The 26,712-nt window shown below is 61.0% G+C and carries 17 protein-coding genes and 1 tRNA gene; 16 read left to right on the plus strand and 2 right to left on the minus strand.

Annotated elements, in window-relative coordinates:
• Positions 1-261: 261 nt before the first annotated feature.
• The 8 genes from H163_RS0100950 (at position 262) to neuC (ending at position 9,342) form a co-directional block, all read left to right on the plus strand.
• A complete protein-coding gene (locus H163_RS0100950; protein WP_208975284.1) occupies positions 262-1,887 on the plus strand; it encodes a methyl-accepting chemotaxis protein in 1,626 nt (541 codons plus the stop codon).
• Positions 1,888-1,962: 75 nt separating this feature from the next.
• Positions 1,963-2,661: an HAD hydrolase-like protein gene (locus H163_RS21880; RefSeq protein ID WP_019962663.1), complete on the plus strand. Its 699-nt coding sequence runs from the start codon at positions 1,963-1,965 to the stop codon at positions 2,659-2,661.
• A gap of 71 nt (positions 2,662-2,732) precedes the next feature.
• Positions 2,733-2,807, plus strand: a tRNA-Val gene (locus H163_RS0100960).
• A 275-nt stretch (positions 2,808-3,082) separates the two neighbouring features.
• Positions 3,083-4,444, plus strand: a complete 1,362-nt coding sequence (locus tag H163_RS0100965) for a globin-coupled sensor protein (protein WP_026355310.1) — start codon at positions 3,083-3,085, stop codon at positions 4,442-4,444.
• A 184-nt stretch (positions 4,445-4,628) separates the two neighbouring features.
• Positions 4,629-6,491, plus strand: coding sequence for a tetratricopeptide repeat protein (locus H163_RS0100970; protein WP_019962665.1), 1,863 nt, complete (start codon positions 4,629-4,631; stop codon positions 6,489-6,491).
• Positions 6,492-6,497: 6 nt separating this feature from the next.
• Positions 6,498-7,178 carry an acylneuraminate cytidylyltransferase family protein gene (locus H163_RS0100975; RefSeq protein ID WP_019962666.1) on the plus strand — a complete coding sequence of 227 codons (681 nt, stop codon included), beginning with the start codon at positions 6,498-6,500 and terminating at the stop codon, positions 7,176-7,178.
• 5 nt (positions 7,179-7,183) lie between these two features.
• Positions 7,184-8,221 (plus strand): N-acetylneuraminate synthase family protein, encoded by a 1,038-nt coding sequence (locus H163_RS0100980; protein WP_019962667.1) that lies wholly within the window; start codon positions 7,184-7,186, stop codon positions 8,219-8,221.
• Positions 8,218-9,342 carry a UDP-N-acetylglucosamine 2-epimerase gene (neuC, locus tag H163_RS0100985; RefSeq protein WP_019962668.1) on the plus strand — a complete coding sequence of 375 codons (1,125 nt, stop codon included), beginning with the start codon at positions 8,218-8,220 and terminating at the stop codon, positions 9,340-9,342. Before H163_RS0100980 ends, neuC begins: the two co-directional genes overlap by 4 nt.
• 118 nt (positions 9,343-9,460) lie before the next feature.
• Here the strand turns inward: neuC and H163_RS23865 are convergent, their stop codons facing one another.
• Together H163_RS23865 and H163_RS0100995 are read right to left on the minus strand one after the other, a co-directional pair.
• On the minus strand, positions 9,461-10,498 hold the full coding sequence (locus tag H163_RS23865) for a methyltransferase domain-containing protein (RefSeq protein WP_081625933.1): 1,038 nt from the start codon (positions 10,496-10,498) through the stop codon (positions 9,461-9,463).
• Positions 10,499-10,874: 376 nt separating this feature from the next.
• Positions 10,875-11,687 (minus strand): ferredoxin--NADP reductase, encoded by an 813-nt coding sequence (locus tag H163_RS0100995; RefSeq protein ID WP_019962670.1) that lies wholly within the window; start codon positions 11,685-11,687, stop codon positions 10,875-10,877.
• Between the two features lie 326 nt (positions 11,688-12,013).
• Here H163_RS0100995 and H163_RS0101000 point away from each other — a divergent pair, with 326 nt between their 5' ends.
• From H163_RS0101000 to H163_RS21890, 8 genes are all read left to right on the plus strand, one after another.
• Positions 12,014-13,060 (plus strand): GlxA family transcriptional regulator, encoded by a 1,047-nt coding sequence (locus H163_RS0101000; RefSeq protein WP_019962671.1) that lies wholly within the window; start codon positions 12,014-12,016, stop codon positions 13,058-13,060.
• 293 nt (positions 13,061-13,353) lie between these two features.
• The gene (locus tag H163_RS0101005; RefSeq protein WP_051105293.1) at positions 13,354-13,839 is read left to right on the plus strand and encodes a putative pterin-binding protein; all 486 of its coding nucleotides are present in this window, start codon (positions 13,354-13,356) and stop codon (positions 13,837-13,839) included.
• A gap of 32 nt (positions 13,840-13,871) precedes the next feature.
• Positions 13,872-15,866, plus strand: a complete 1,995-nt coding sequence (locus tag H163_RS23495) for a putative bifunctional diguanylate cyclase/phosphodiesterase (protein WP_081625934.1) — start codon at positions 13,872-13,874, stop codon at positions 15,864-15,866.
• 86 nt (positions 15,867-15,952) lie between these two features.
• Positions 15,953-17,623, plus strand: a complete 1,671-nt coding sequence (locus tag H163_RS0101015) for a formate--tetrahydrofolate ligase (RefSeq protein ID WP_019962674.1) — start codon at positions 15,953-15,955, stop codon at positions 17,621-17,623.
• Between the two features lie 208 nt (positions 17,624-17,831).
• On the plus strand, positions 17,832-19,025 hold the full coding sequence (locus H163_RS0101020; protein ID WP_019962675.1) for an AGE family epimerase/isomerase: 1,194 nt from the start codon (positions 17,832-17,834) through the stop codon (positions 19,023-19,025).
• A 135-nt stretch (positions 19,026-19,160) separates the two neighbouring features.
• Positions 19,161-20,072, plus strand: coding sequence for a bifunctional methylenetetrahydrofolate dehydrogenase/methenyltetrahydrofolate cyclohydrolase FolD (gene folD / locus H163_RS0101025; protein ID WP_019962676.1), 912 nt, complete (start codon positions 19,161-19,163; stop codon positions 20,070-20,072).
• A gap of 305 nt (positions 20,073-20,377) precedes the next feature.
• Complete coding sequence (locus tag H163_RS0101030) at positions 20,378-22,291, plus strand: autotransporter assembly complex protein TamA (protein WP_019962677.1); 1,914 nt, start codon at positions 20,378-20,380, stop codon at positions 22,289-22,291.
• Positions 22,292-22,297: 6 nt separating this feature from the next.
• A complete protein-coding gene (locus tag H163_RS21890) occupies positions 22,298-26,647 on the plus strand; it encodes a translocation/assembly module TamB domain-containing protein (RefSeq protein ID WP_019962678.1) in 4,350 nt (1,449 codons plus the stop codon).
• Positions 26,648-26,712: the final 65 nt, after the last annotated feature.

A 26,712-nucleotide genomic window follows, 5' to 3' on the forward strand; every position in this document is an offset into this window, starting at 1 on the left:
GTCCGGCACGGCTTCCACCGGGGAGAATAGTTGCAACGCAGCACCGGAAATTAACCTGCCGTTCAGCTGACGTTGCGAACGTTATATATTCGGCATGCTCAGGACAATAAAATGCGCCCGCACTTCAGTTCCAAGCTCTTTTCAAAGCCTCACAAGCCTGAGGCGGCGAATGAACTCGTGCAGAACAGGCAAGTTGACATCCCTGCCGACACACAAGAAGACCGGGACGAAGCCCTCCACCGGATCGGTAACGCAATCGATATGATAGAAACGGACCTGCGCAGAGCCACTGCACAGGTCTCGGCAGAGACGGAAGACCTGAGAAATCTTCTGTCCTCGCAGCAGGATACGCTGAAGACGATACGTGTGGACGCACTAGACCTGCAATCGGAAGCAGGTAAGGCGACAGGTACGATGTCGGAACTTGCCGCCTCCATCGAAGAACTGGCGGGATCCAGCGGCCAGATTGGTGCACTGGTCGAACGTTCGGGCCAGCTGGCGCAGGACGCCACCGGCGCCGCGACCGAGGCCAATTCCGGGGTTCTGGAACTGACGGCAGCGATCTCGGATATTGCCAATGTTGTCCGGCTGATTTCAGGCATTGCCAAGCAGACCAACCTTCTGGCGCTGAATGCCACCATCGAAGCGGCCCGCGCCGGAGACGCCGGACGGGGCTTCGCGGTTGTCGCCAGCGAAGTGAAGGCGCTTTCCGTGGAAACGCAGAAAGCAACGGAAGAAATCGTCAGCAAGATCGAACGGCTTCAGGCCTCGGCGGATCTGAGCACCACATCGGTCAGCCGCATCATAGACGCCGTCGCCGAACTGCGGCCAAGTTTTGCAGAAGTTGAGAATGCGATCCGCGAACAGGTGGCAACCACCTCTGACATCAGCCAGAGAGCCAACCAGACGGCTGCCTTCATCGATGAAGTGGGCAAGCGCATCAGCACCATCAACGACTCCGTCTCCCGCGCCGAAGAAAGCGGAACCAGCGTCCACGGCGCTGTCGGCAAGATGGCCGCTTCGGTTTCGGCGCTCGGGCCACGCTTCACGATGATGCTGCGCCAGAGCCCGGCCGGCGACCGCCGGGTCGAAGACCGCCTGCCCTGCCGGATCAACGGGACACTTGCCCTGGCAGGACAAACCGCCGCCGTCGAGGCGCGCGACATCTCCCATGCAGGTGTCCTGCTCAAGACGGGCAACGGCCCGCACATTGCCGCCCCTGCCAGCGCCCGGCTTTCGCTTGACGGTGTTGGCCAGATTGATCTGCGGATCGTCAACAGAAGTGACAATGGCCTGCATTGCCAGTTCTCCCGTATGGACGACATGACGGGTGCAGCCCTCGACAAGCTCATCCACGGCATTCAGGCAAGGAATGCCACGGCGGTCAACCGGGCTCAGGAGGGAGCGGCCAGGATCAGCGAGGCGATGCAAAAGCTCGTCGACAATGGCCGCCTCACGCGGGACGCCTTGTTCGACACCGATTACAAAATCATACAAGGCTCCAATCCGGTCCAGTACAGCAACCGCGCGCTGGCACAGCTGGAGCAGATCCTGCCGCAGATCCAGGACGCCATCCTCGCGCAAGATACGGCGATGACATTCTGTGTGGCGATTGACCGTAACGGCTACCTGCCGGTGCACAATAAAGCCTACTCACATCCGCAGCGGCCGGATGATCCGGTCTGGAATGCGGCGAACTGCCGGAACAAGCGCATTTTTGATGACAGGGCGGGTCTGAGCGCAGCACGCAACACAAGGCCCGTACTTGTACAGTCTTATGCACGTGATATGGGAAATGGTAACGTCGTATGGTTGCAGGAAGTCGATGCACCCATAACGGTGTGCGGTATCCACTGGGGCGGTTTCAGGACGGCTTACAGGCTTTGACAGCAACCGTCTGTGCGCTGCACGTTGCAAAACCGGCAGAGAATCAGCTGCAGCACATGACAGGGAGGCCCTCGCTTGGCCACGCTCGTATTTGACCTGGATGGAACACTGGCCGATACGGCGGAAGATCTGGTGGCAGCTCTCAATGCAGCGCTCGCCGGCGCAGGATACGGGCCAGTGCCGCTGGAGCTCGCCAGACCGCAGGCCGGCAATGGTTCGGCAGCACTGATCCGTCTTGGGCTGCTTTTTCACGGCGCAGATCCTGCCCAGGCGCCGCTGGACAAAATGCGGGCTGATTTCCTGGATTACTATGAGGCAAACATCGCCGCTTTCAGCCGTCCCTATGAAGGTGTCCCTGAAACACTGGAGAAGCTGGCAGGTGGCGGCTGGCGGCTGGCAATCTGTACCAACAAGCCGGAGAATCTGGCCCGCAGGCTGCTCGACGAGCTGTCGCTGACGGGCCTGTTCGGCTCCATCGTTGGCGGCAACACGTATCCGCGGCCCAAACCGGACGCCCTGCCGGTGCTCGGCGCCATACGGCGGGCAGGCGGAGAGCCGTGCAAGTCGATCTTGATCGGCGATACGGCGACCGATATTGCTGCGGCCAAAGCGGCACAAATCCCTGTGATTGCAGTCGATTTCGGCTATGCCAGCGTCCCGGTGGCAGATCTTTCCCCGGACCGGGTCATATCCGCTTTTGCCGACCTGGCAGCCGCAGTTGAAACACTGGGTATCACCGCCAGACCGCATGGCCCGGACTGTTCACAACCCTGAAATTCTTGTTCCAGCCCCTCTTGCGCTGGTCTGCAGAATGTCATAGAAGCCGTCCCACGCTGCACAGCGGCGGGCGATTAGCTCAGCGGGAGAGCGTTCCGTTCACACCGGAAAGGTCGCAGGTTCAATCCCTGCATCGCCCACCATTTTCTCTGATTAATGCTTGCAGGTTGCTTGCAAACGGCAAGATCCAACCCAAAGCTGCAATACTTATCAGGCGCCTTACTTCCGGCACAACGCAAGCATTAATAAGAGAAATGCTAAGCGACCATAGGTAATTTTTCTAAGCCATTATAAAAGCAACGCGTTTTTTCTGACTTATGCTTGCAAATTTTACCCCTTACGGCCCTCCACTGCCGCGGATTAACCCTTCCTTCAACGGCACTGCCTACCCTGATTGCAACGAAATCGGGGAGTGATCATGCTACACAGCAATGAGGAAATGAGAGGCCGCCTGAGCTTCGCAAGGATTGACGCGGAGACGAAGTCGACACTTACGGAACTCTGGCCTTTCGTCCAGAAGGCGCTGCCCGCAGTGCTTGACGGCTTTTATTCCCACGTGAGGTCACAACCGAAGATGGCGGCTCTTGTCGGCAATCGCGAGGACATGCTCAAGAAGGCCCAGGGCGGACACTGGGCCAAGCTGTTCTCCGGCCGGTTTGACCGGGATTACTTCGAGAGCATAGACCGCATTGGCCGGGCCCATGTGCGCATCGGGCTGGAACCGAAGTGGTATATCGCTGGCTACCAGTATGTCCTGAACGAGCTGGTCAGCATTATCCTCAAGAAGCACCGCTTCTCCCAGCGCAAGGCGCTGACTGCCATGCAGGCGCTCAACAAGGCAGTGCTGTTCGACCTGGATCTTGCCATCTCGACCTATCAGGACGTGCTGCTGGAGTTGCAACAGGAACAGGAGAGGCAGATCAGCCACGCCATAGACTCATTCAAGCTCAAGGTGGACGCCTCCATGGCGGAGGTGGGCAACAGCGCCGAAAAGGTCACACGCCAGGCCATCTCCCTCTCGGACATGTCCGTATCTGCAACGGCTGAAGCTTCCGAAGCTGCACATTCTTCCGTTCAGACGACAAACAACATCCAGACAATCGCGGCCGCGACGGAGGAGCTGTCCAGCTCCATCGCCGAGATTTCGCGCCAGATCACCGGTGCCTCGGATGTGGCACGCCGGGCGAATGGGGAGACGAACCGGACATCTGCCGAAGTCGGGCGCCTGTCGGATTCGGCCCAGAAGATCGGTGACGTCATCAGCCTTATCCAGGCGATCGCAGAGCAGACCAATCTCCTCGCCCTCAATGCCACCATCGAGGCAGCCCGTGCAGGCGAAGCTGGGCGCGGATTTGCCGTCGTGGCAGCCGAAGTGAAGGAACTGGCGAACCAGACATCCAAGGCAACGGAGGAGATTTCGTCCCAGATCTCCGCCATCCAGTCGGCCACCCAGAACGCCGTGAAGTCGATCAATGCGATTTCCGACACTGTGAAGGAAGTCGACAACATGACCGCCACCATCGCGGCGGCCGTGGAAGAACAGGGCGCAGCAACGCGCGAGATCTCGTCGAACATCCAGAGCGCGGCCTCCGGTTCCCAGTCTCTGGCCGGAAACGTTGACCGTGTGGCCGGGGCCATTGCCCAGACGGGCACCGCAGCTGCAGATTTCCAGGTTGCGGCCGATGGGCTCAAGAGTTGCTCGGCGCAGATCGGGAACGATGTGCGCGACTTCTTCCAGAACCTGCAAAAGATTGCAGCCGCAGCCATCAAGGCAGCCTGAAGATATCTCTTGAAAATCCACAGGCGGGCCCCACGGGCCTGCCTGTTTGCATCAAGCATTGGCCTCTGCACTCTTTCCAATGGCAATCCGGCAGCAGAACAGGCGAATGCGGACAGCTCACCCATTTGCGAGCTTTTCTTGCTAGACTTTGGACAGTGATTCTCCGAAGTCAGCGGATGGACGAATGAGCTTCAAGCCGGCGAACGCCGCCAATACGATACTCGATACGATGCGCAAGGCCGTCGCCCTGCAGCAGGCCGGTGAAATCGAGAAAGCGCAGCGGCTCTACAAGACCGTTCTGAAGAAAAATCCGTCCTCTCCGGATGCCAATCACCTTCTTGGTGTCTGCTACCGGCAGCTGGGTTTTCCCAAGCGGGCTGTTGAGTTCATCGGCAAGGCAATCTCCCTCGCCCCCGACCGCGCGCCCTACCATGCCAATCTGGCACGCGCGCTCTCTGACCTTAATGAAGAAAACCATGCCGCTGTGCTGGCGGCAGCCGAACGGGCAGTCGCACTGGACCCCAGACTAGCCGAAGCGCAAAGCCTGCGCGCCGTGGCCATGACCAAACTGGACCGGGAGACAGAGGCAGAGGAGATCTTCAAGCAGATCATAGCCGACCACCCGAATTATGGCGACGCCTACCGGAATTATGGGGTGCTGCTGCGGGATCAGAAGCGGCACACAGAAGCCGTTGATTTCTTCGACAAGGCGGTTCAGTTCGCTCCCGAAAATCCGGATGTCTGGCTGCAGCGTGCCCGTTCCCGCATGTCTGCCGAGCAGCTCGAGATTTCCCGCGACGAACTGCAGGACGCAGTCGGCAGATTCCCCGGCAATCACGATCTCAAGCACGAAATGGCCCGCGTGCTTTTTGCGCTTGGGGAGCCTGTGGAGGCGCTTCCTTTTGCGGAAGCGGCCGCTTCGGTCCCACACGAACCTCCCGTCGACGTGACGCTCGCGATCATTTTGCTGAGACTGGACCGGGCCCAGGAGGGAATTCAGCTTTTGGAGAAGGCCCTGGCGAAAAGCAACGGCAACCAGCCCAATATCGAATGGAATCTGGCTCTCGCCTATCTCGGTGCGGGCGACCTGCAAAATGGCTGGAAACACTACGGCGCACGTTTCAGGGCCAATATCGCGTCATGCCTCAACCGGAAATTCAACAAGCCTGAATGGGATGGCTCAGATCTGACTGGCAAGACAATCATGATCTGGAATGACCAGGGCGTTGGCGATTGCCTTCGCTACGGAATGTTGATCCAAGACATCATGGACGTGGCGGGCAAGGTGATCATCGAACTGCCCCAAAAACTGCTGGCGCCTTTCAGTCTCAGTTTCCCGGATGCCGTCACACGCACGCCCACATTTGAAACGCCAGGACTGACTTCGACTTCGGACGACTACGACTTTCAGATTTCCTCAGCCGACCTTCCGCGGCATCTCCGTCCGGACCTGCCGTCATTCCAGAAGACCCGGCATCCCGTGTTCAAGGTAAACCTCGAACGCTCAAGGGAGCTCTACGGCAGAATTCCTGATGCTGACAGCAAGCCTGTCGTTGGTGTTTCCTGGCGCTCCAGCCGGCTCGCCCCTGCCCGTTCAAAGAACTACCTGTCGGTCATGGATTTTGCACCGATTGTGGAGGTCAAAGACATCGTCTTCGTCAATCTGCAGTATACATATCTTGAGCGTGAAATCATCTATTTGCAGCAAGGGCGGGGAGCAAATCTCATCCCCTTCAGTGATATTGATCAGATGAACAACATTGAAGACGCGGCAGCGCTCGCAAATTGCTGCGACCTTATCATTACTGCAGCCACAAGTGTCGCTGATATTGCCGGTTGTCATGGCCTTCCATTCTGGACATTTGGCGAAAACATCAACCACTATCTTTTCGGCAAAGAAGAAAGCCCATGGTATAAGGATACGACCTACACAAGACTTGCCCCGGGTCAGGCTGTCGCCGAATTGATCCCCGGCTTTGTGTCAAGGCTGGAGAGTTGGAAATCAACATTCTCTCCGGAAGCGCGCATGCTGCGCCTTCAGAAGTGAGATGCCATGACAACTGCGGCGCAGGTCACAGCCATCATTCCAGCAAGGGACGGGTCCAAGGGACTTCCGGGTAAGAACGTCCGGCTTCTGGCAGGCAAACCGCTTTACATGCACAGCGTGGATGCTGCCCTTGCAGCCGGCATTGGCCGGATCATCATCAGCACAGACATTGATGAGATCTTCACTCACCCCCTGCCCCCCGGGGTAGAGTGCGTGCGGCGCCCGCCTGAACTGGCACAGGACAGCACGGTAATGGCAGAAGTGCTACAAGACCTGCTGCCTCGAACGGGAGTGACCTCAGGCATTGCGGTTCTGCTGCAACCTACATCGCCGCTGCGAAGGGCCGAGACCGTGCGCAACGGCATCGGTCTTTTCAGGAAGGGCGGTGCGAGCTTGGTCATGAGTGTGTCGCCCGCGGATTCTGCGGTTCTGAAATGGGGCTTTGCCGATGGTGACCGTTTTGTGCCTCTGGTCTCACCGGACTTCTGTTTCGCGAACCGCCAGAGCCTGCCTACCCTGATACGCCCGAATGGCGTTCTTTATGTTTTTGATGCTGCGCAGTTCATGGCTGACGGCAACTTTTCCGCTGAATCGATCCGTGTATTGCCGGTCCAGGCAGACGAGGCTCAGGACATTGATACGGCTGAAGACTTTCTGCGCTGCGCAGATCTGATGGCGAAGGGATAACTGACGTGAAAATCGCCCATAGAGAGATCGGCACCTCCCATCCGCCGCTGGTGATCGCCGAAATCGGCATCAATCACGGCGGCAGCCTGGATGTTGCCAAGGCCATGGTGCGTGCCGCAGCCCAGAGCGGCTGCGAGATGATCAAGCACCAGACGCATATCGTCGAAGACGAAATGACGGATGAAGCCAGGGAAATCTTTCCACCAAACGCCGATGTCTCCATCTTCGAGGTGATGCGCCGCTGCGCCCTGCCGCTGGAAGCGGAGAAAGAACTCAAGGCCTATACCGAAAGCCTCGGTCTCATCTACATCTCCACGCCCTTCTCGCGTACTGCTGCCGACTTCCTGAACTCCATCGATGTGCCCGGCTTCAAGATCGGCAGCGGTGAATGCGATCACCTGCCGCTGATCCGGCATATCGCCGGTTTCGGCAAGCCGGTGATCATGAGCACGGGCATGCAGACGCTGGAGAGCATCCGCCCGTCGGTCGAGATCCTCGACAAGGCCGGCATTGGCTACGCCTTGCTGGAATGCACGAACCTCTATCCCTCCCCGCCCGAGATCGTCTCCCTGCGCGGCGTGACGGATCTGCAGGCGGCGTTTCCCAATGCAGTTGTCGGCTTCTCCGATCACAGCATCGGTCCGGAGATGGCTCTGGCATCCGTGGCACTCGGTGCCTGCATTCTGGAGCGGCATTTTACGGATACACGCTACCGCAAGGGGCCGGATATTTCCTGTTCCATGGACCCGTCCGAACTGCGGTTTCTGATCGAGCGCTCCCGGGAGATCCATATTGCGCTTCACAACGAGAAGAAACGAACGGCACCGGAAGAAGATGTCTACCGCTTCGCCCGCGGATCCGTTGTGGCCGACAGGGATCTGCCGGAAGGTCATGTGATCACCGAAGCCGATATCTGGGCGCGGCGTCCGGGCAATGGCGAGATACCAGTCTCCTGCTTTGACGAGGTTACCGGGCGCAGACTGAAGCTGGCCGTGAAGCGCAATCAGCAACTGCGCTGGAGCGATCTGGAGCCTCGCCAATGACTGCCCGGCGGCTCCTGTTCCTGACCGGCACCCGGGCCGATTTTGGCAAGCTGGAGCCCCTTGCCATCGCAGCCAGAGATGCCGGCCACGAGGTGACTTTCTTCGTCACCGGCATGCATATGCTGGAAAAATACGGCCTCACCCGCAATGAAGTGCAGCGGCTTCCCGGAGTGGTGAAGCACGAATTCATCAATCAGCGTCAAGGCGACCCGCAGGACATCATCCTGTCCAAGACAATCCTGGGTCTCTCGGACTGGGTTCACGAGAACCGGCCGGATCTGACCATTGTGCATGGTGACCGGATCGAGGCCCTCGCCGGGGCGCTGGTTTGCGCGACGAACTATATCCGCTGCGCGCATATCGAAGGGGGAGAAGTGTCAGGTACGATCGATGAGGTCTACCGCCACTGCAACACCAAGCTCTGCACCTATCACTTTGTCAGTTCGGAGGCAGCAAAAGCACGTGTCCTGACGCTTGGGGAAGAGCCGGAGACGGTCTTCAACATCGGCTCTCCGGAGTTGGACTTCCATGGCGGACCATCCGGCGTCACTCTTGATGAAGTCCGCAATCATTACGCAATTCCCTTCAAGGATTACGGGATTGCCGTATTTCATCCGGTGACATCGGAGCGGGACACGATCGGCGCGCAGGCTCACAGCCTGTTCTCTGCTCTCTCCGCGAGCGGCCGGAGTTTTATCGTCATTTCCCCGAACAATGATCCTGGCTCCGAGGATATTTTTGCAGAGATTGAGAAGCTGGATCCGGCACGCTTCCGGCATCTGCCTAACATGCGCTTTGCCTATTTTTCAGAGCTTATGAAGAACGCGGCTGCCATCATTGGCAACTCCAGTGCAGGCGTGCGCGAAGCGCCCTTCCTTGGCATCCCGAGTCTCAATCTCGGAACCCGGCAACTCCACAGGTCGGTGGCGCCATCCATCACGGAAACCTCAGCCTTCGACCGTGATGCGATAGCGGATTTCCTGACAAATAGATGGGGCCAGCGCTTTGCCTCTGACAGAAGTTTTGGACAGGGCAATTCTGCCGCACGTTTCGCCGGGATCCTCAATACCGATGGTTTCTGGAGCGCTCCGCTGCAGAAGCACTTCTACAGCGCAGAGTGAAAGCGGCACGCAATCCCCGCTGCTTGTCCTTTAATACAGACGCTTCCGAGGTTGACGCATCATGGCTTGAAAGCGTTCAGGCGCCGCACCGCCGCTCACGGCACCGACAGGCGGCGTTTCACTTGATGAGCTCCACATAGAAGCTGAAATGCGGGGCTGTCGTGTCGAAAACGCAGGTGTTTCTGAACGGCGCTGCGACCGAGGCCCCCTGATAGCATGGGATGACAAACCGGAACCCCAGTTCCGGGGCAAGCGATACCAGACTTTCATATGACCAGAATGAAATGTGCCTTTCGGGGTTTGCACCTGAAAAGCTGACATCCACTCCCCTTTCGACGGATACCCTGTAAAACTCTGCTGCCTCGAAGTTGACGTCCTTCGCCAGCTTGCTTGCTTCAGCAATATTCAGGGCATCGCCCGCCACAGGAATAATGTGCGGGACGGCATCTTTCAGAAGGTCCTCTTTCCATTGCTCAGGAGCATTTTCTTGTAAATCCATCAACCGGAGGATCCGGAAATCATTCGTCGTGTTGGGAAGAGCAAGACGCATGACGCCGCCCTTCTTGAGTATCCTGGCGCATTCCCTCAGGAATCCAAGTGCACCGTCAGTTTCCAGATGCTCAAGAGTGTGTGAGCAGTAAATCAATGAAACGGATTCATTTTCCTCAGGGACAGTCAGTCCCGGAGTGCACAGATCAATCCCGTGAAAATCAACCCCATCCTCTCCTTGAATGGCCTTATAGTAAGAGGACTGACCGGGATAGTCATAGTTTTTCCAGCGCCGGTGATGGAAAGCCCCTGAGCCAAAATTGCAGAAAATCTCATCGGCACTATAGTTTCGGTAGAGCATAGCATCGGAACGGGAAGAATATAGCGTAAATGAATTATCATACCGATTGAGCAACGCGCCAATTCCGAACCTGTAAAGGAATTTATTCACAAACCGGGAAAACTTCGCAAGAAAGGTCGAACGGCTGGCGCGCTTCGTAAACAATCTGAGAGCAGGAATATAATTATTCCGCTGGGATGGAAACATCGAGATCCGCGTACTCAGACTTCCATCGTTTTGAGATTCAGGTGAGAGCATGGCAGAATCCCGCAATATCATTTTGAGATCTAGCCTTACATTCAGAATTCTTAAGATCACATTATCCATTATTGGATCTGAAAAACCTGCCCGCAGACACCGGCTGCGCCACTCAAGCTCCCTTTCCGCTGTTTGATCTGCGGCGTCACTCCATCAATTCATGCCTGAATGTGACGGCAGCATGCGTCTGCTCCGCAGCCGGGAGTAGCCAGAGAAGCTCAGGATTTCCTGCAAGCAGCAAAAAGCGCAGCGACGGCGCGCTTTGCAGAGACTGACGTACAGTCGCGCTCAAGCATGTCAGATCCGGCCGTCACGGGAAATCACGTGCATTAGGGCCCCAGCATCACACAGGGGCCCTGAACTCTGAGGCCTTACGCCCTGAAAGCGGGACATGCCGCAAGGGTTAGACCAAGTCCCGACGAGCCAAGCTCGTCAGGATCCGGCCTCAGCCCACAAACGCCCGTTCCACGACGAATTCGCCGGGCTTGTTGTTGGCGCCTTCGTTGAGGCCGGCCTTTTCAAGGAGGGCCTTGGTGTCGCGCAGCATTTCCATGGAGCCGCAGATCATGCCGCGGTCGATTGCCGGGTCCAGAGGCGGGACGCCGAGGTCGGTGAAGAGCTTGCCGCTCTCGATCAGATCGGTGATGCGGCCCTGGCGCGGGAAGTCCTCGCGGGTGACGGAGGTGTAGTGCACCAGCTTCTCGCTGGCGAGTTCGCCGATCAGCGGATCGTTCTTCGTGGCCTCGACCAGCTCCTCGCCATAGCGCAGTTCTGCGACTTCACGGCAGGTGTGGGTCAGGATGACCTGGTCGAACTTCTCGTAGGTCTCCGGATCACGGATCAGGCTGGCGAAGGGCGCAATGCCGGTGCCGGTGGAGAACATGTAGACGCGCTTTCCCGGCGTCAGGGCGTCGTTGACCAGCGTGCCGGTCGGCTTCTTCTTCAGAAGCAGGGCATCGCCCGGCTGGATCTTCTGCAGATGCTGGGTCAGCGGGCCATCCGGCACCTTGATGGAGAAGAACTCCAGTTCCTCATCCCAGGACGGGCTGGCGATGGAATAGGCGCGGTACAGCGGCTTGCCGTCGATCAGCAGGCCGATCATCACGAATTCGCCGGAGCGGAAACGGAATGCAGCAGGCCGCGTGGTGCGGAACTTGAACAGGCGGTCGGTGTAATGCTTAACCTCCGTCACTTCCTGCACGAAGGCGCTCGGGCCTGCGACAGCTTCCAGGTCGGCGGGTTTGGCAAGAACGTTCATGGCGGTCCAGTCATGTTACGCCGCGACACATCACGTCAACGGCCAGTCCATCGGAACGGCCCGCGCAGGCGCATGAGAGAGTCGCCCCCTCACCGGCAAGACACAGGCTATTGTGGCGTATCACCTACCACTTTCCTTGCCTTGATATGAAGCAACAAGCGCCCCGGAAAATGCCTCTCGCATAAAAAAAAATCTAATCGTCGGCAGAATCCAGAAACGGTTTCCGCAGTCGCGGAATTGCGGAAATTTTCATTGACAGACGAACCAGTGATAGCGCTCCATACTGGAAAATACATAATCTTCCAGAGTTAAGGGTGCCGCGTTCCATGTCCCATTCCGGTCCGCAGCCACACAGGGCAGATGTCGAGGGGCAGACCATTGCCCTCGTGCTCCTTGACCGTTTTTCAATGATTGCCTTCACCTCTGTCGTCGAACCTCTGCGCCTTGCCAACCGGGTTCTGGGGCGCGACTTTTACCGCTGGAAAACCTATTCCGTGGATGGCTTGCCGGTGGCCGCCTCGAATAGCTGCGAGATCAGCGTGAACCATAGCATCAACGAACTGGAGGATGCCGATATCACCCTTCTGTGCAGCGGTATCGATGTGGAGCGGCTGCCGCTGGACAAGGAACTGGGGACGCGCCTGCGCAAGCTGAATGCGCGCGGACGCACCTTCGGCGCCATCTGCACGGGTGCGTATCTGCTGGCCCGCTATGGCCTTCTGGAGGGGCGGCGCTGCACGCTCCACTGGGAGAACCTGCGGTCCTTCCGCGAGGAGTTTCCCGGTGTGGACGTATCCTCCGACATTTTTGCCATTGACCGCAACTGCATCACCTGCGGCGGCGGCATGGCCTCTCTGGACATGATGCTGCGGCTCATCGCCATCCGGCACGGGACTGCGCTGGCGCATGAGGTTGCCGAGGTGGCCCTCTACCAGAACATGCGCTCGGGCGAGAGTGCACAGCGCCATGACATCGAGGCGCGCACCGGCATTTCCAATGCCAAGATCCTCGAAGCCATCCGCATCATGGACATGCATATCGAGGACCCGCTTTCCTGCCAGCAACTGGCAATGACGGTGAACCTGTCACCCCGCCAGCTGGAGCGGCTGTTCCGGCGCCATTTCAACTGCACGCCGGGGCAGTATTATCTGAAGCTGCGTCTTGAGACGGCCCGTGACCTTCTGCGGCGCACCTCCCGTCCCGTGCTGGATGTGGCAATCGCCTGCGGCTTTGCCTCCACCTCGCATTTCACCAAATGCTACCGGGAACGCTTCCTCGTGACCCCCACGGAAGAACGCAACACCTATCAGGGCGGCAACCGGACTTCGCGCAGCACGCGTACGCAGTTGCGGCAGGCAGCGGTCCCGGTCTGATACCGCATGACGGACCTGAGACGGTGAGGACCGCATCAGCGCGGTAAGCTGGCGCGGTAAATTTCCCGTCCCACGCACACAATTTATCCTCATACGCCAGATTTTACCGTTTCCTTAGCGAGTTGGCCTATTGTCGGGCACAGCAGCCTCGGGAACGCGCTTTCGCTTTAGGCACGCCTTTGTTTGACGCTAGGTCAGAAAAGGATAATTGCCTAAAATTTTAACGGTTTCCTTTACCCAGTCTTGGACGGGAGAAGGCTACTCTAATTTTATTCATATTGCGGAGAGTTTCCATGCGCCTCCTTCCTGCTATTTTTGCCAGCGTTGTTTTCTTCATGTCCATTATTCAAGCTTCATCAACAGCTTCTGCCGGGGCGGTTATCCTTACGATAGACGGGGGCGTACCGTCCGGCCCCTTTTCCATGACCATGGAAGAGATCGAGGCACTGGGGCTGGAAAGCCTGACAACCTTGACACCATGGCATGATGGCGAGGTAACGTTTGAGGGTGTTCCCTTTGCCAAGCTGATGGCCCATGCAGGGGTTCACGGTGGCATGGTCGAGGTGATGGCTCTCAACAGCTACTTCGTCCAGATGCCGTTTGACGACGTCATTCAGGCGAAAGGCCTTCTGGCAACACGGCAGGACGGCAAGCACATGCCCGTGGCAGACAAAGGACCTCTCTTCCTGATCTTCCCCTTCAGCGACAGGCCAGACCTCAAGACAGAAAGCTACTATTCGCGCGCAGTCTGGCAGATACGCCAGATTACCATCAGGTAACAAGCCCTTTCCTCTTACCGGTGACTGTTGCCATGACGATGTGGTTCCGGCGAATAACTGTAGTGCTCTTCGTTTGTCTGGCCGCTGCTGCTGTGGTTCAGCCCTATATCACGGCCGCCAACCAGAGCGCCGTCATTCAGGCCAAGCGTTACGACATTGCCTGGACCGGTTTCAACGGCCGTCTGGAAGTCTCGACCCTGCGCGAACTGGTCGCACGCTATGTGGCTACGGGTGACAAATCCGCCGCGAGCGAGGCGCAGCTCTACTATCAGATCATGATCGGCCGCGTGAAAACCTGGAGCTCCGGACAGTTCCGGACCTTCCTGGAGCTGTCCGCCGAGCGGGTCGCACGGTTCGAACAGCTGGCAGCTGACCTGGAAGCCCTTGAACCGTTGTTCGACCGGATCGAAGATCCCGCTGCGCAACTTGAGATCATCGACCGTATGGTGCCGGTCAAGGCTGCAGTCGACCGTATCGGCGGTGAAGCCTACAGCCTGAGCCTTATCGAGGCAGACAATATCCGGGAACGGCTTCAGTCTTCCATGACGGCGGGCAACTGGCTGACCTATGCGCTTCTTGCAGTCGGCGGCGTGCTTCTGGCGAGCCTGTTCCTGCAGAACAGAACGCTGGCGGCAGCACGGGCCCAGGCAGAACGTTCGGCAGCCGATCATGCCTTCGTTGCGCGCCACGACCAGCTCACATCGCTGCCGAACCGCCTGGCCTTCCACGATTTTTTCAGGAGTGAACTGGAGCGCAAGAGCAGCCGTCCGCTTGCCGTGCTCGCAATTGATCTTGACGGCTTCAAGACCGTCAATGACACGCTCGGCCACGCAGCAGGTGACGCCTTGCTGAACGGCGTCGGCCAGCGCCTCAGCAGCATCGTCTCGCTCTGGGAAAATGCCATGGCGGCCCGCTTCGGCGGCGATGAGTTCCTCGTCGTGCTGCGCACGGAAAACGGGCTGCAGGATGCGCGGCAGAAGGCAGAATTCCTGCTCAAGGCTCTGCGGGAGCCTTATCATCTGAAACACGGAACAGTGCTGGTGGATGCCACCATTGGTCTTGCCGTCGATGGGCCAGGGCTGCAGGACCGGACGCAGCTTCCGGATAACGCCGACCTTGCCCTCAGCCTTGCCAAGGGCCGGGCAAAGGGGATCGTACAGCTGTTTGATGCCGGAATGCGGGCGAACCTGTCGCGGCGGCGGCAGATCGAGGCGGATCTGCATCCGGCCATCATGGCTGGCGACATTCTTCCGTTCTACCAGCCGCAGGTGGAGCTCGGCACCGGACGCATCATCGGTGTGGAGGCACTTGCCCGCTGGACCCATCCCCAGCTGGGGCGCATCGGACCGGACGAATTCGTGCCCATAGCCGAGGGCTCGGGCAAGGTTGTCGACATGGGCCGCTCCATTCTGCAGCAGGCCTGTGCGGATGCAGCCCGCGTTCTGGGTACACTGCCCGTGTCGGTCAATCTGTCCGTCGCCCAGATCCTGCGCGACGACCTTCTCGAGACCGTGCGCCAGATCCTGCTGGACACGGGCCTTGCGCCGGGGCGGCTGCGGCTGGAAGTGACCGAATCCATTCTGATGAGCGATGCGGCACGCTGTATCTCGACCCTGGACAGGCTGAAGAAGCTTGGCGTGACAATCGCCCTTGATGACTTTGGCACCGGCTATTCGTCCCTTTCCTATCTGCGCCAGTTCGACTGGGATGAGCTGAAAGTCGACCGGAGTTTCGTGCGGTCCCTGTCTTCAGACCCTCAGAGCAAGTCGATCATCGAAGCCGTGGTCAGCCTCGCGCGTGACCTGAACATTGCTGTGACCGTGGAAGGGGTGGAAACCTTGGAGCAGCAGGCGCTGCTGCAGAAAGCGGGATGCTCCAAGGGACAGGGCTATCTTTTCGGCGCGGCAGTGCCTCTGGAAGCGCTGGCCGCAAAGATCATGGATCAGGCCGGAGGGCATGGGCTCTTGACACAGGATCCAAGCGGCAGAAGCCGTTTCACCCTGATCGATACCCAGGCAAGCTCGTAACCGGTACTCACAAGAATCCTCTCCCCTGCACGCCTCTGGCAGGCTACCAAGGACAGACGGGACAAGACTGATTCCAGGGAGCAGACATGGCGAGCGACATCGAGATCGCGCGGGCAGCGAAATTGCTGCCGATGAGAGATATTGCCGCGCAGCTTGCCATTCCGGAAGAGGCACTTGAGCCCTTCGGCAAGACAAAGGCCAAGGTCTCCGGCGCGTTCATCGCAGGTGTGCAGGACCGCCCGAAGGGCCGTCTGATCCTCGTCACCGCCATCAATCCGACGCCCGCCGGGGAAGGCAAGACGACAACAACCGTCGGTCTGGGCGACGGCATGTCCCGCATCGGCAAGAAGACGGCCATCTGCCTGCGTGAACCTTCGCTTGGCCCCTGCTTCGGTGTCAAAGGTGGCGCGGCAGGCGGCGGCAAGGCGCAGGTGGTGCCGATGGAGGACATCAATCTCCACTTCACCGGCGATTTCCATGCCATCACATCCGCCCACAACCTGCTGGCCGCGCTGATCGACAACCATCTGCACTGGGGCAACGCGCTCGGACTGGACCCGCAGCGCATTGCCTTCCGGCGCGTGATGGACATGAACGACCGGGCCCTGCGCTCGATCGTCACCGGCCTGGGCGGACGGGCGAACGGCACAACGCGGGAAGCCGGCTTCGATATCACCGTTGCCTCGGAGGTGATGGCAATCCTTTGTCTTGCCACCGATCTTGAAGACCTGCAGCGCCGTCTTGGCGATATCGTGATTGGCACCCGCGCCGATCGCAGCCCGGTAACAGCGCGCGATCTGGGCGCTGATGGGGCCATGACCGTGCTGCTGCGCCAGGCCTTCCAGCCCAATCTGGTGCAGACACTGGAACACACGCCCGCCTTCGTCCATGGCGGCCCCTTTGCCAACATCGCCCATGGCTGCAACTCCGTTGTGGCGACGCAGACGGCCCTGCGGCTGGCTGACTATGTGGTGACGGAAGCAGGCTTCGGCGCGGATCTTGGGGCGGAAAAGTTCTTCGACATCAAATGCCGCAAGGCGGGCCTTGAGCCGGCAGCCGTGGTTCTCGTTGCAACCGTACGCGCCCTCAAGATGAACGGCGGCGTAGCCAAGGCCGATCTTGGCCATGAGAATGTGGCCGCCGTTGAAGCTGGCCTGTGCAATCTCGGCCGCCACATCGAAAACCTGCGCCAGTTCGGCGTTCCGGTGGTGGTGGCGCTCAATCACTTCACCTCCGACACGGATGCGGAAATCGCTGCAATTACGGCCTATTGCCGCAATCTCGGCGTCGAGGCCATTCTGGCAACCCATTGGGCCGAAGGCTCGAAGGGCACGGAAGCTCTCGCCCGCAAGGTGGCCGAGCTGGCCGAAGGCGGCAGCGCCCGGTTTGAACCGCTCTATCCTGACGAAATGCCGTTGACGGACAAGATCGAAACCGTGGCCCGGAAGATCTACCGTGCTGGCTCGATCTCCTTCGACCCCGCCGCACGCCGCCAGCTGGAGCGCTGGCAGGAGAGCGGCTACGGCCACCTGCCGGTCTGCATGGCCAAGACCCAATACTCCTTCTCGTCCAACCCTGCCCTGCTCGGCGCGCCGGAAGGGCACGTACTGCCGGTGCGCGAGGTGCGGCTGTCGGCAGGTGCCGGGTTCATCGCCGCCATCTGCGGGGACATCATGACCATGCCCGGCCTGCCCCGCCATCCGGCGGCGCTGGACATTCACCTGAATGCGGAAGGTCAGGTGGAAGGTCTGTTCTGAGGCGCAGGAGAGGGTGCGCGTTCTCCAGATAGGCCAGACTGATTGCGGATGGATGCAGCTTTTCAAGCCTCCGCAAATCAGCCAATAACTATGTCTGCTTGTCTGACACCAAGGTTCCGCTGCGGCCTGTCCATCGGGTAGAGGCTGTGCTAGTAGAACTACTGAGAACCGGCGTAGGCTGCCCCGCCGCAGAGAACTGGATTGCGCTATGATATCATCCGCTTCTACGTCTCCGGCACTCGCCGCCATCAAAGATCTGGACCTGCGCCTGAGAACATGGCTTTGCGAGAAGGCACTGCCGCTGTGGCTGGAGGCCGGGTTTGATGCGCAGACGGGCCGCTTCGCCGAAACCTTGTCCATAGACGGTGCCCGGGCACCGGAGAGCGGCATGGTGCGGGCACGTGTTGCCCCGCGGCAGATCTACAGTCTGATTGAGGGAGCCCGGATCGGCTACACGGGAGCGGTGCAGGATCAGGTCCATAGGGGTCTCTGCCACTTCCTGAACAATTTTCGCGACGAGAACCGGCTTGCGGTGAATGCTATCAGCTGGGACGGCCGGACCCGCGACACCACATTCGATCTCTATAATCAGGCATTCCTGATCTTTGCTCTTGCCCATGGCACGAAAGCCATTCCGCACCGGCATGCAGATCTGCTTGCAAGCGCAGACCGGACTTTGCTGGAGCTGAGCAACAGCTTTGCTCATCCCGGTGGCGGGTTCCACGAAACCAATCCACCGCAGGCACCGCTCCGCTCCAACCCGCATATGCACATGCTGGAGGCCTGTCTTGCCATGGAAGATGCCGGCGGCGGCATGCGCTGGCGCGATCTTGGGGATCAGATCGTCACACTCGCGCTGACCCGGTTCATTGATCCGGCCACTGGCGCCCTGCACGAATTTTTCGCGCTCGACTGGTCGCTGCCGCAGGACGCGTCCACACAGACGGTAGAGCCTGGTCATCAGTTCGAATGGGCTTGGCTGCTGCTGAACTGGGCAAAGCGGCGCGGAAAGACCGCAGAGGTTCTGCCCGCCGCTGTGCGGCTCGCAGCCCTCTCGGAAAGGCATGGAGTGGATCCGTCCCGTGGGGCGGCTATCATGGAGCTTCATGGCGATCTGTCGCCCCGCGACAAGACCGCACGTCTCTGGGTGCAAACCGAATGGCTGAAGGCTGCCATTGCCCTTGCCGAAGTACAGGCAGGTGAAGAACGGGAAGCCGCAATCGTCTCAGCCCTGAGAGCCGGCAAGGCACTGGAAACCTATCTCGACGTGCCGGTTCAGGGTCTGTGGCGCGACAAGTGGCTTGCAGACGGAAGCTTCGTTGCCGAGCCCGCACCGGCAAGTTCGCTCTATCATATCGTCTGCGCCATCTCCTGCCTCACGTCTTTCGTCCGCAAGCTTTGATCCGGTTGAGAAGCACCGGCAAAAAGACGAAAGACCGGCCTGAAACCTCTTTTCAGCGCAGGCCTTGCTGCCTATGGTGCGCGCAAAATCAGCCAGCCGGTGCGCCTCCCGCGCCGCTTGTGAAAGACATGACCCATGAGCAAGGCAAACCTCATTGACGGCAAGGCGGTTGCCGCCTCCGTGCGCAGCGAAATTACGGCCCGTTCTGCACGGCTTCTGGCAGAAACCGGCAAGCGGCCGGGGCTGGCGGTTGTGCTCGTGGGTGAGGATCCGGCCAGCCAGGTCTATGTGCGCAACAAGGACCGCGCGGCGGAGGCCTGCGGCTTTCACTCGGTCAAGCACACCTTGGCCGCAGACACGTCCGAGGCCAGCCTGCTGGCACTGGTTGCCCAGCTCAACGAAGACGAGGCCATCCATGGCATTCTGGTGCAGCTGCCCCTGCCCGGCCATATCGATGAGAGCAAGGTGCTGCGCCTGATCCGCCCGGAGAAGGACGTGGACGGCTTCCACCCGGTCAATGTGGGCCTCCTGGCAACCGGTGCCCGCGACACGGCTCTGGTGCCCTGCACACCGGCTGGCAGCCTCGTGCTGCTGAAGCGCACGCTCCAGACACCGCTCGCCGGTCTCAATGCGGTTGTCATCGGCCGCTCCAATATCGTCGGCAAGCCGATGGCCGCGCTGCTGCTCGCTGAAAGCTGCACCGTGACCATCGCCCACAGCCGCACGAAGGACCTTCCCGAAGTTGTGCGCGGCGCCGATATTGTCGTGGCCGCAGTTGGCCGCCCGGAAATGGTGCGCGGCAGCTGGATCAAGCCCGGCGCAACCGTGATCGACGTGGGCATCAACCGCGTGCCCGATCCGGCCAAGGGCGAAGGCGCAACAAAGCTCGTGGGGGATGTTGCCTTCACAGAAGCTGCCGAGGTGGCAGGCGCTATCACGCCCGTGCCCGGCGGCGTCGGTCCGATGACCATCGCCATGCTGATGGCCAACACCCTCACCGCCGCCCGCCGCCAGCTTGGCGTGGCGCCGGAGCCGGAGTTGTTCTGAGATCTCCGGTGTTTTCCCCGCCCTTTGGCAGGATCGCCAACGCAGTCTCGATCTTTGGAAACTATTGACACTTCTGCGCCAAACTGCTCCCGGGGATAGGGTATCTCCGGGCTCCCGTATGGTTAGCAAGAGGCTCGCCAACGGCGTCCGGCCGTGCCATACAGGGGCATGACGCTGCGCTTGGCGCGAGGATTTGGGACACGCCGGGTCAATTCCGGCATGAGGTGTGGGACGGTAGCAGGTTGATGCGTCTTCCGTCAGAAGACAGGTCCGGACGGGATTTCCGGCTCCGCAGTGCTGCGGCCATGCAAGCCGTTTGGCCGGTGCGGCTGCCGCGTGGTCTCCGGCTGCCGGTGGCATGCCTTGCTGCGGCCCTTGCTCTATCCGCATCACCGCTGACTTATCCTGCTTCCGCTTTCGAACTGTTTGGTGTGCACCTGTGGGGCAACAACGAAACGGTTGCAGCTGATGCCCTGCCTTATGAGGCAGAGCTGACTCTTTCCGGTGGATCGGACGACCTGAAGGACCAGCTGGAATCAGCTTCCGTTCTGATATCCGAGATGAGCTCTCCGCCTTCCGGCAGCGACGGCTTGATCGCACGCGCCCTCAATGATTTCGACAGGCTGGTGGCTCAGCTCTATCTGCAGGGCTTCTACGGCGGGACCGTCAACATCCAGCTTGGCGGGCAGCCCCTGCAGAGCGTGCTGGAGCGGGGAGACATTCCAGGGCCGCGCCCCGTGCAGGTGTCGGTCAACGTAGTGGCTGGACCGCTGTTCACCTTCGGCAACCTTCAGGTTTCCACCGGTGCACCGGGTGTTCCCGATAGCCCTCAGACCTGGGGCCTTGTGCCAGGAGAAACGGCCAACTCCGCCAAGATCGTTGCTGCTGAACGGCAGATCGTCAATGCCCTGCACCAGAATGGCTATCCCAAGGCCCGGATCGCGAACCGCGACATCACCGCCGATCATGCCACCGGAAGGCTGGACGTGGAACTGACGGCCGATGCAGGCCCGGCGGCCACTTTCGGCACGGTGACGGTGGAAGGTACAAACGTCACCGATGCGGCATTTGTTGCAGAAATGGCCAATATCCCGGAGGGAGAACGCTATGATCCGGAAGTTCTGGCCAAGGCCCAGAAGCGGCTGAACGATCTGGGCATCTTCGCCACCGTCAGCATGGTCGAGGGTGAGGTAGCCGGAGCCGATGGCCGGATGCCCATCACCATTCAGGTGGCTGAGCGCAAGCGGCATGTTCTTGGCGCCGGAGCCACATGGTCCAGCTCTGAAGGGGGCGGCGTCGAGGCCTATTGGCGGCGGCGCAACCTTTTCGGCAAGGGCGAGCTTCTGAGCGTCGAAGGATCGGTCGGCCGGCTTGGCAATCAGGCGGCCGAGGACATGGAATATGCCGCCCGGATCGCCTTCGAGAAGCCCGGCGTCTTCGGGCCGCTGACAAGCTTCTCCACGAGCCTCAGCGCCAAGCAGGAAACGCCGGATGCCTATACCAGCCGGTCGGTCTCGGGCGATGCCTATCTGAAGCGCACTTTCTCCGACCAGCTGTCCGGGCGGGCGGGGGCGCAGGTCAGCTTCATTGACGAGACGGACGCCTTCGGCAACCGCACGTATCTTCTGGCCGGCATCCCGGCGGAACTGACCTATGACACCCGCGATGATGTGTTCAATCCGTCGCGCGGGCTGCTGGCGGTCGCCTTTGCAGAACCAGCCTATGACATCCGCAATGGCAACGGCATGATGTTCATGAAAGGCTCCTTCTCCACTTATGCCGCGCTGGATGATGCCAAACGCTTCATCCTTGCCGGACGTGTGGCGGCAGGCAGCATCGTGGCGCCGGGCGTCGATGATGTGCCGGCAAGCCGCAGGTTCTTTGCAGGTGGCGGCGGCTCGATCCGCGGCTATGCCTACCGCAACACCGGCCCGCGCCGGAACGGGCAGGTCACCGGCGGGCGCAGCATGGTGGAACTCTCCGGCGAGGTGCGCGTTCGCATCACGGAGAGCTTCGGCGTCGTCGGCTTTGTCGATGCAGGCAATACCTACAGCGCCATCGCCCCGGACCTTTCCCGCCCCTTCAAGATCGGCGTGGGCGGCGGCATCCGCTATTTCACGCCGATCGGCCCCTTGCGGCTGGACGTGGCGGTCCCACTTTCGCCGGAAAAAGATGATCCGAAGTTCGGAATCTATCTTGGACTGAGCCAGGCATTCTAAAGGCCCATGACCGCAACACGACGCATCCTGAAGGGTTTTGGCATTGCCGCCCTGACGACGACGGCTCTGACCGGCCTTGCGCTGGCACTGCTGCCGACGCCCCTTGGCGAGGCTGCGGCCGAGCGGCTGGCCAACCGTTTTCTGGATACGGCAGACGGCGGGGCGCGGCTTTCAGGCCTGACCATCGGCTGGAATGGCAGCATTGGGCTCGACAGGCTGGAACTGACGGATCCTGTTGGCACTTATGGCGAAATTGAAAATCTCGGGGTTGTCTGGAGCCCGCTGGCCCTGTTCGGGCTCTCGCTGAACATCGACAGCGTGAGCGCACAGCGCGTCGCCCTGCAGCGCCGCCCTGCTCTCCCGGAGACGGCCAGCGATGACCAGCAGGACGGCTTCAAGCCGCCCTTGCGCCGGATCACTCTTGGGCGTCTCAACATCGCCGAGGCCGACCTTGGCGAAGACGTTGCAGGCGCCCCGATGCGCTTTTCCGTCAGGGGGCAGGCATCGGCCTCGGGACCGGCTGATTCGGTCAACGCTTCTCTCAACATCGAGCGGACCGACGGCATCCGTGGCGCGATTTCCGGCCAGCTTGCCTATGTCTCCAAGTCCGGTGCACTGACCCTGTCGCTCAGGGCAAGCGAACCGCGCGGCGGGCTTGTCGCCCGGCTTGCCGGGATCGAGGGTCTTCCTGCGGTTGACCTCAACCTCGATGGCTCCGGCCCATTGGACAACTGGTCCGCCAATCTGGCCGTTGCCCTGGATGGCCAGCGCACCGTCACCGGGGCCGCACAACTGGCCCGTACCGATGCCGGAAGAGAGCTGAAGCTGGCTTTGACCGGCCAGCTGGAGCCGCTGGTGCGACCGGCTGCCTCGGCGCTGGCGGCAGGCGACACGCAGGCTGATCTCAGCCTGATGATGTCGCAGGACTACAAGCCCCTGTCGGCTTCGCTTGCCGTAACCACCCGCACCCTGCAGGCCAATGCCAGCGGCAGCCTCGACCCCGTGTCCGGGGCCCTTTCGGCAAAAACGGATGCACGGATTGCCGCAGGCGGGGATGCGCTTCTGGCTCTGGAAGCTGACGGCCAGCGCTACATCATGCAGGCGCTGTCGCTGACAGGAAATATTTCGGGCTCCCTCGCCAAGGCGGACTGGAACCTCAATCTTCAGGGAGACCGCCTTTCGGCGCCACAAGGGGCACTGGAGCGGCTGCAGCTGTCCGCCACCGGCATCGGCGCCGATCTCAAGGACGAATTCCGGCTTCCCTTCTCTGCCCGGCTCACTCTGGGCGGGCTGCAGCCAGCAGACGCCAGCCTCTCCAGTCTGGCAGGCGACTCCAGCCTGGAAGTCGTCGGCCAGCTTCTGGGGAACCAGAAGCTGGTTTCCATCGGCCGTGGCACCCTGAGCGCTCCGGGCGTACAGATACGCCTGCAGGAAGGCGTGATCGCCCAGTCGAATGCCCGGCTTGCCGCAGAACTGACCCTTGCTGACCTTTCCCGCTTCTCGGGCATGACCGGCCTTGCGACATCCGGCGCACTGGCGATGAACATCCTGGTGGAAGGCAATCCATCCCAGCAGGCGGGCTCCATCCGCACCTCCATAGCCGGAACGAATGTCGCCACCGGTCTCGAACAGGTGGACAGGCTGCTGGCGGGCGCGCTGGAAGGACAGCTGGAAGCCGGCATCAACAGCAGCGGGGAGATTGCCTTCCGGCGGTTTGCGCTTGGCACCTCTGCTCTGAAACTGGATGGAACCGGAAAACTCGGCACAGGCGGAACCACCCCCACTGTCGACGGTGAGGTAAAGGCAGTGCTGACGCGGGTGGAGGAGATCGACCCGCGGCTGACAGGTGCACTGGAGGCGTCCGTGAGGGCGAATGGCCCTCTGTCCGGCCCGGACGTCAGCCTCAGCGCCAAATCCGCGCAGCTGACGCTTGCTGGCACGCCCCTGACGGATCTGGTGCTGGAGCTGGACGGCAAGGCCGATGCAGCAGCCCCGGCAGGTGCTCTGCGCCTGAGCGGCAACCTGAACGGCGCACCGCTGACCGCCCGTGCCGATGTCAGTTCCTCGCAAGGCGCAGCCGAAGTCAGGAACATTTCTTTTGTCGCGGGGCGCAACGAACTCAATGGCGCCTTGAGCGTTGCAAGCCTCACCCGTGCCCTCGAAACCCTGACGGGCGAGCTCGTCCTCAAGGGTCCTGCGCTTGAGGACCTGTCGCCGCTGCTCTTGACGCAGGTCTCGGGCACGCTGGATGCAACAGCGCGCATTTCCGCCAATCAGAGCGGCCCGCAGGTCAGCCTGACGGCCAGCGGTCGCAACGTGGCCTATCAGGACAACCGCGTCGGCACCCTCGCCATCAATGGCGAAGTTTTTGATCTCCTCAGTGTGCCCCAGGCGCGCGGCAAGCTGGAGGCCCGCCAGATCAGAGCCGGGGCAACCGCTTTGGAGAGCCTCACCCTTTCGGCAGAAAGCGATGGCACGCGCACGGGCTTCACACTGGACACCCGCCTGCAGGGCGCCGATGGCGTGTCGGCCACCGGCAGTCTGACGGCCACTGCGGCCGGTTTCGATCTTGCGCTGGAACGGCTGCAGGGCAGCTACAGCGGCTTGAAGACCACCCTCGCCCGCCCGGCCCGGCTGACCTATGAGGGCGCCGTGGCGCGGATCGAGCCGCTGCAGCTGGCGCTCGGCAGCGGGCGGCTTGACATTTCCGGCACGGCGGGCGACAGGCTCGACATCAAGGCGGCGCTGGCCGATGTGCCGCTGGCGCTCGGCAATGCCTTTGCGCCCGGTTACGGCCTCGGCGGCACGTTAAGCGGTACGGCCACGGTCACGGGTGCGGCCTCAGCGCCGCAAGCGTCGTGGAAGCTCTCCGGGCGGGGACTGACCGCATCCCTGCTCACAGAGAACGGCATCACCTCGCTCGGGCTGGACAGCACCGGCGCCTATTCCGGCAACCGCATCACCCAGACTACCCGCATTACCGGCGCGGACGGACTGGCGCTGACGGCGGAAGGCCCGGTCAATCTGGCCGGGGCAGGCTCGCTCGATATCGGGGTCAACGGATCGGTGCCGCTGGGCCTTGCCCGCGTGCGCCTGACGGAAATGGGCTACCGGGGCGCCGGCACGCTGGCCGTCAGCGGCCGGATCAGCGGGCCGCTGACCAATCCGGCGGTCAATCTTCAGATGCAGCCGCAGGGGCTGGAACTGACGGAGCTGGCCACCGGCCTCACCTTGCGCGATTTTGCCGGCTCCATCGGCGTCACGCGCGAGCAGATCACCATCTCCAGCCTCAACGCCGCAATTTCGGCAGGCGGCCGGGTTTCCGCCAATGGCACGGTCGGACTTGGCGAGGGGCTTCCGGCGGAGTTGGCCATTCAGGCGGTGAATGCACGCTACAGCGACGGGCGCGTGGTGACGGCGGACCTGAACGCAGACCTCAGGCTCTCCGGCCCTCTGGCTGGGACCGGCACGGGCGGCCGGCTGAGCGGAACCGTCAACATCAGCACCGCCAACATCAACATTCCGCAAAGCCTGCCGGGTGCCCTGTCGCCCCTCGCCGTGCGGCATGTGAATGCGCCCAAGCCGGTGCGGGCACAGATTGCAGAGCTGCAGGCGGAAGGCGGCGGCAGCGGCGGACAGCAGAGTTCCGCCTCCGCCCCGATCGGGCTCGACATCACCCTGTCCGCGCCCTCCCGCGTGTTCGTGCGCGGCCGCGGCGTCGATGCGGAACTGGGTGGCACGCTGCGGCTGACCGGCACCACGGCCAATCCGCAGGCCCTTGGCGGCTTCACCCTGCGCCGTGGCCTGCTCGACATCCTGACGCGGCGGCTGACCTTCTCGCGCGGCTCCATCGGCTTCACAGGCTCGCTGACGCCAAATCTGGACTTCCTGGCGGCAACGTCAGCCAGTTCGACCTCGATCAACGTGACGGTGACGGGCAGCGCGGCGGATCCGGTGATCGACCTCACCTCAAGCCCTGCCCTGCCGCAGGACGAGATTCTAGCGCAGCTGCTGTTCGACCGCTCGGTGACCAACCTGTCGCCGACCCAGATCGCCCAGCTGGCCGCTGCTGTAACGTCTCTGACTGGTGGCAGTGACACTGGGCCACTGTCACAGCTGCGCAAGTCTCTCGGGCTGGATGCGGTGGATGTGAACCTTGGCGGCGCGGATGGGCCCTCGCTCTCCGCCGGGCGCTACATCAACGAGAACATCTATCTGGGGGTGGAACAGGGAACTTCCGCCAATTCCAGCCGGGTGAAGGTGGACATCGACCTCAACCGCAACCTCAAGGCTCGCGGTGAAGTGGGCGCTGACGGTTCGTCAAAGGCCGGTATCTTCTACGAAAAGGAATATTGAGGCGAAGGGGCCGCAGGCCAGCTCCGCCTCTCCCTGTCCAATCAGTTCAGGTCTGCGGCGCGGGC

The sequence above is a fragment of the Pannonibacter phragmitetus DSM 14782 genome, from assembly GCF_000382365.1.
GTDB lineage: Bacteria > Pseudomonadota > Alphaproteobacteria > Rhizobiales > Stappiaceae > Pannonibacter > Pannonibacter phragmitetus.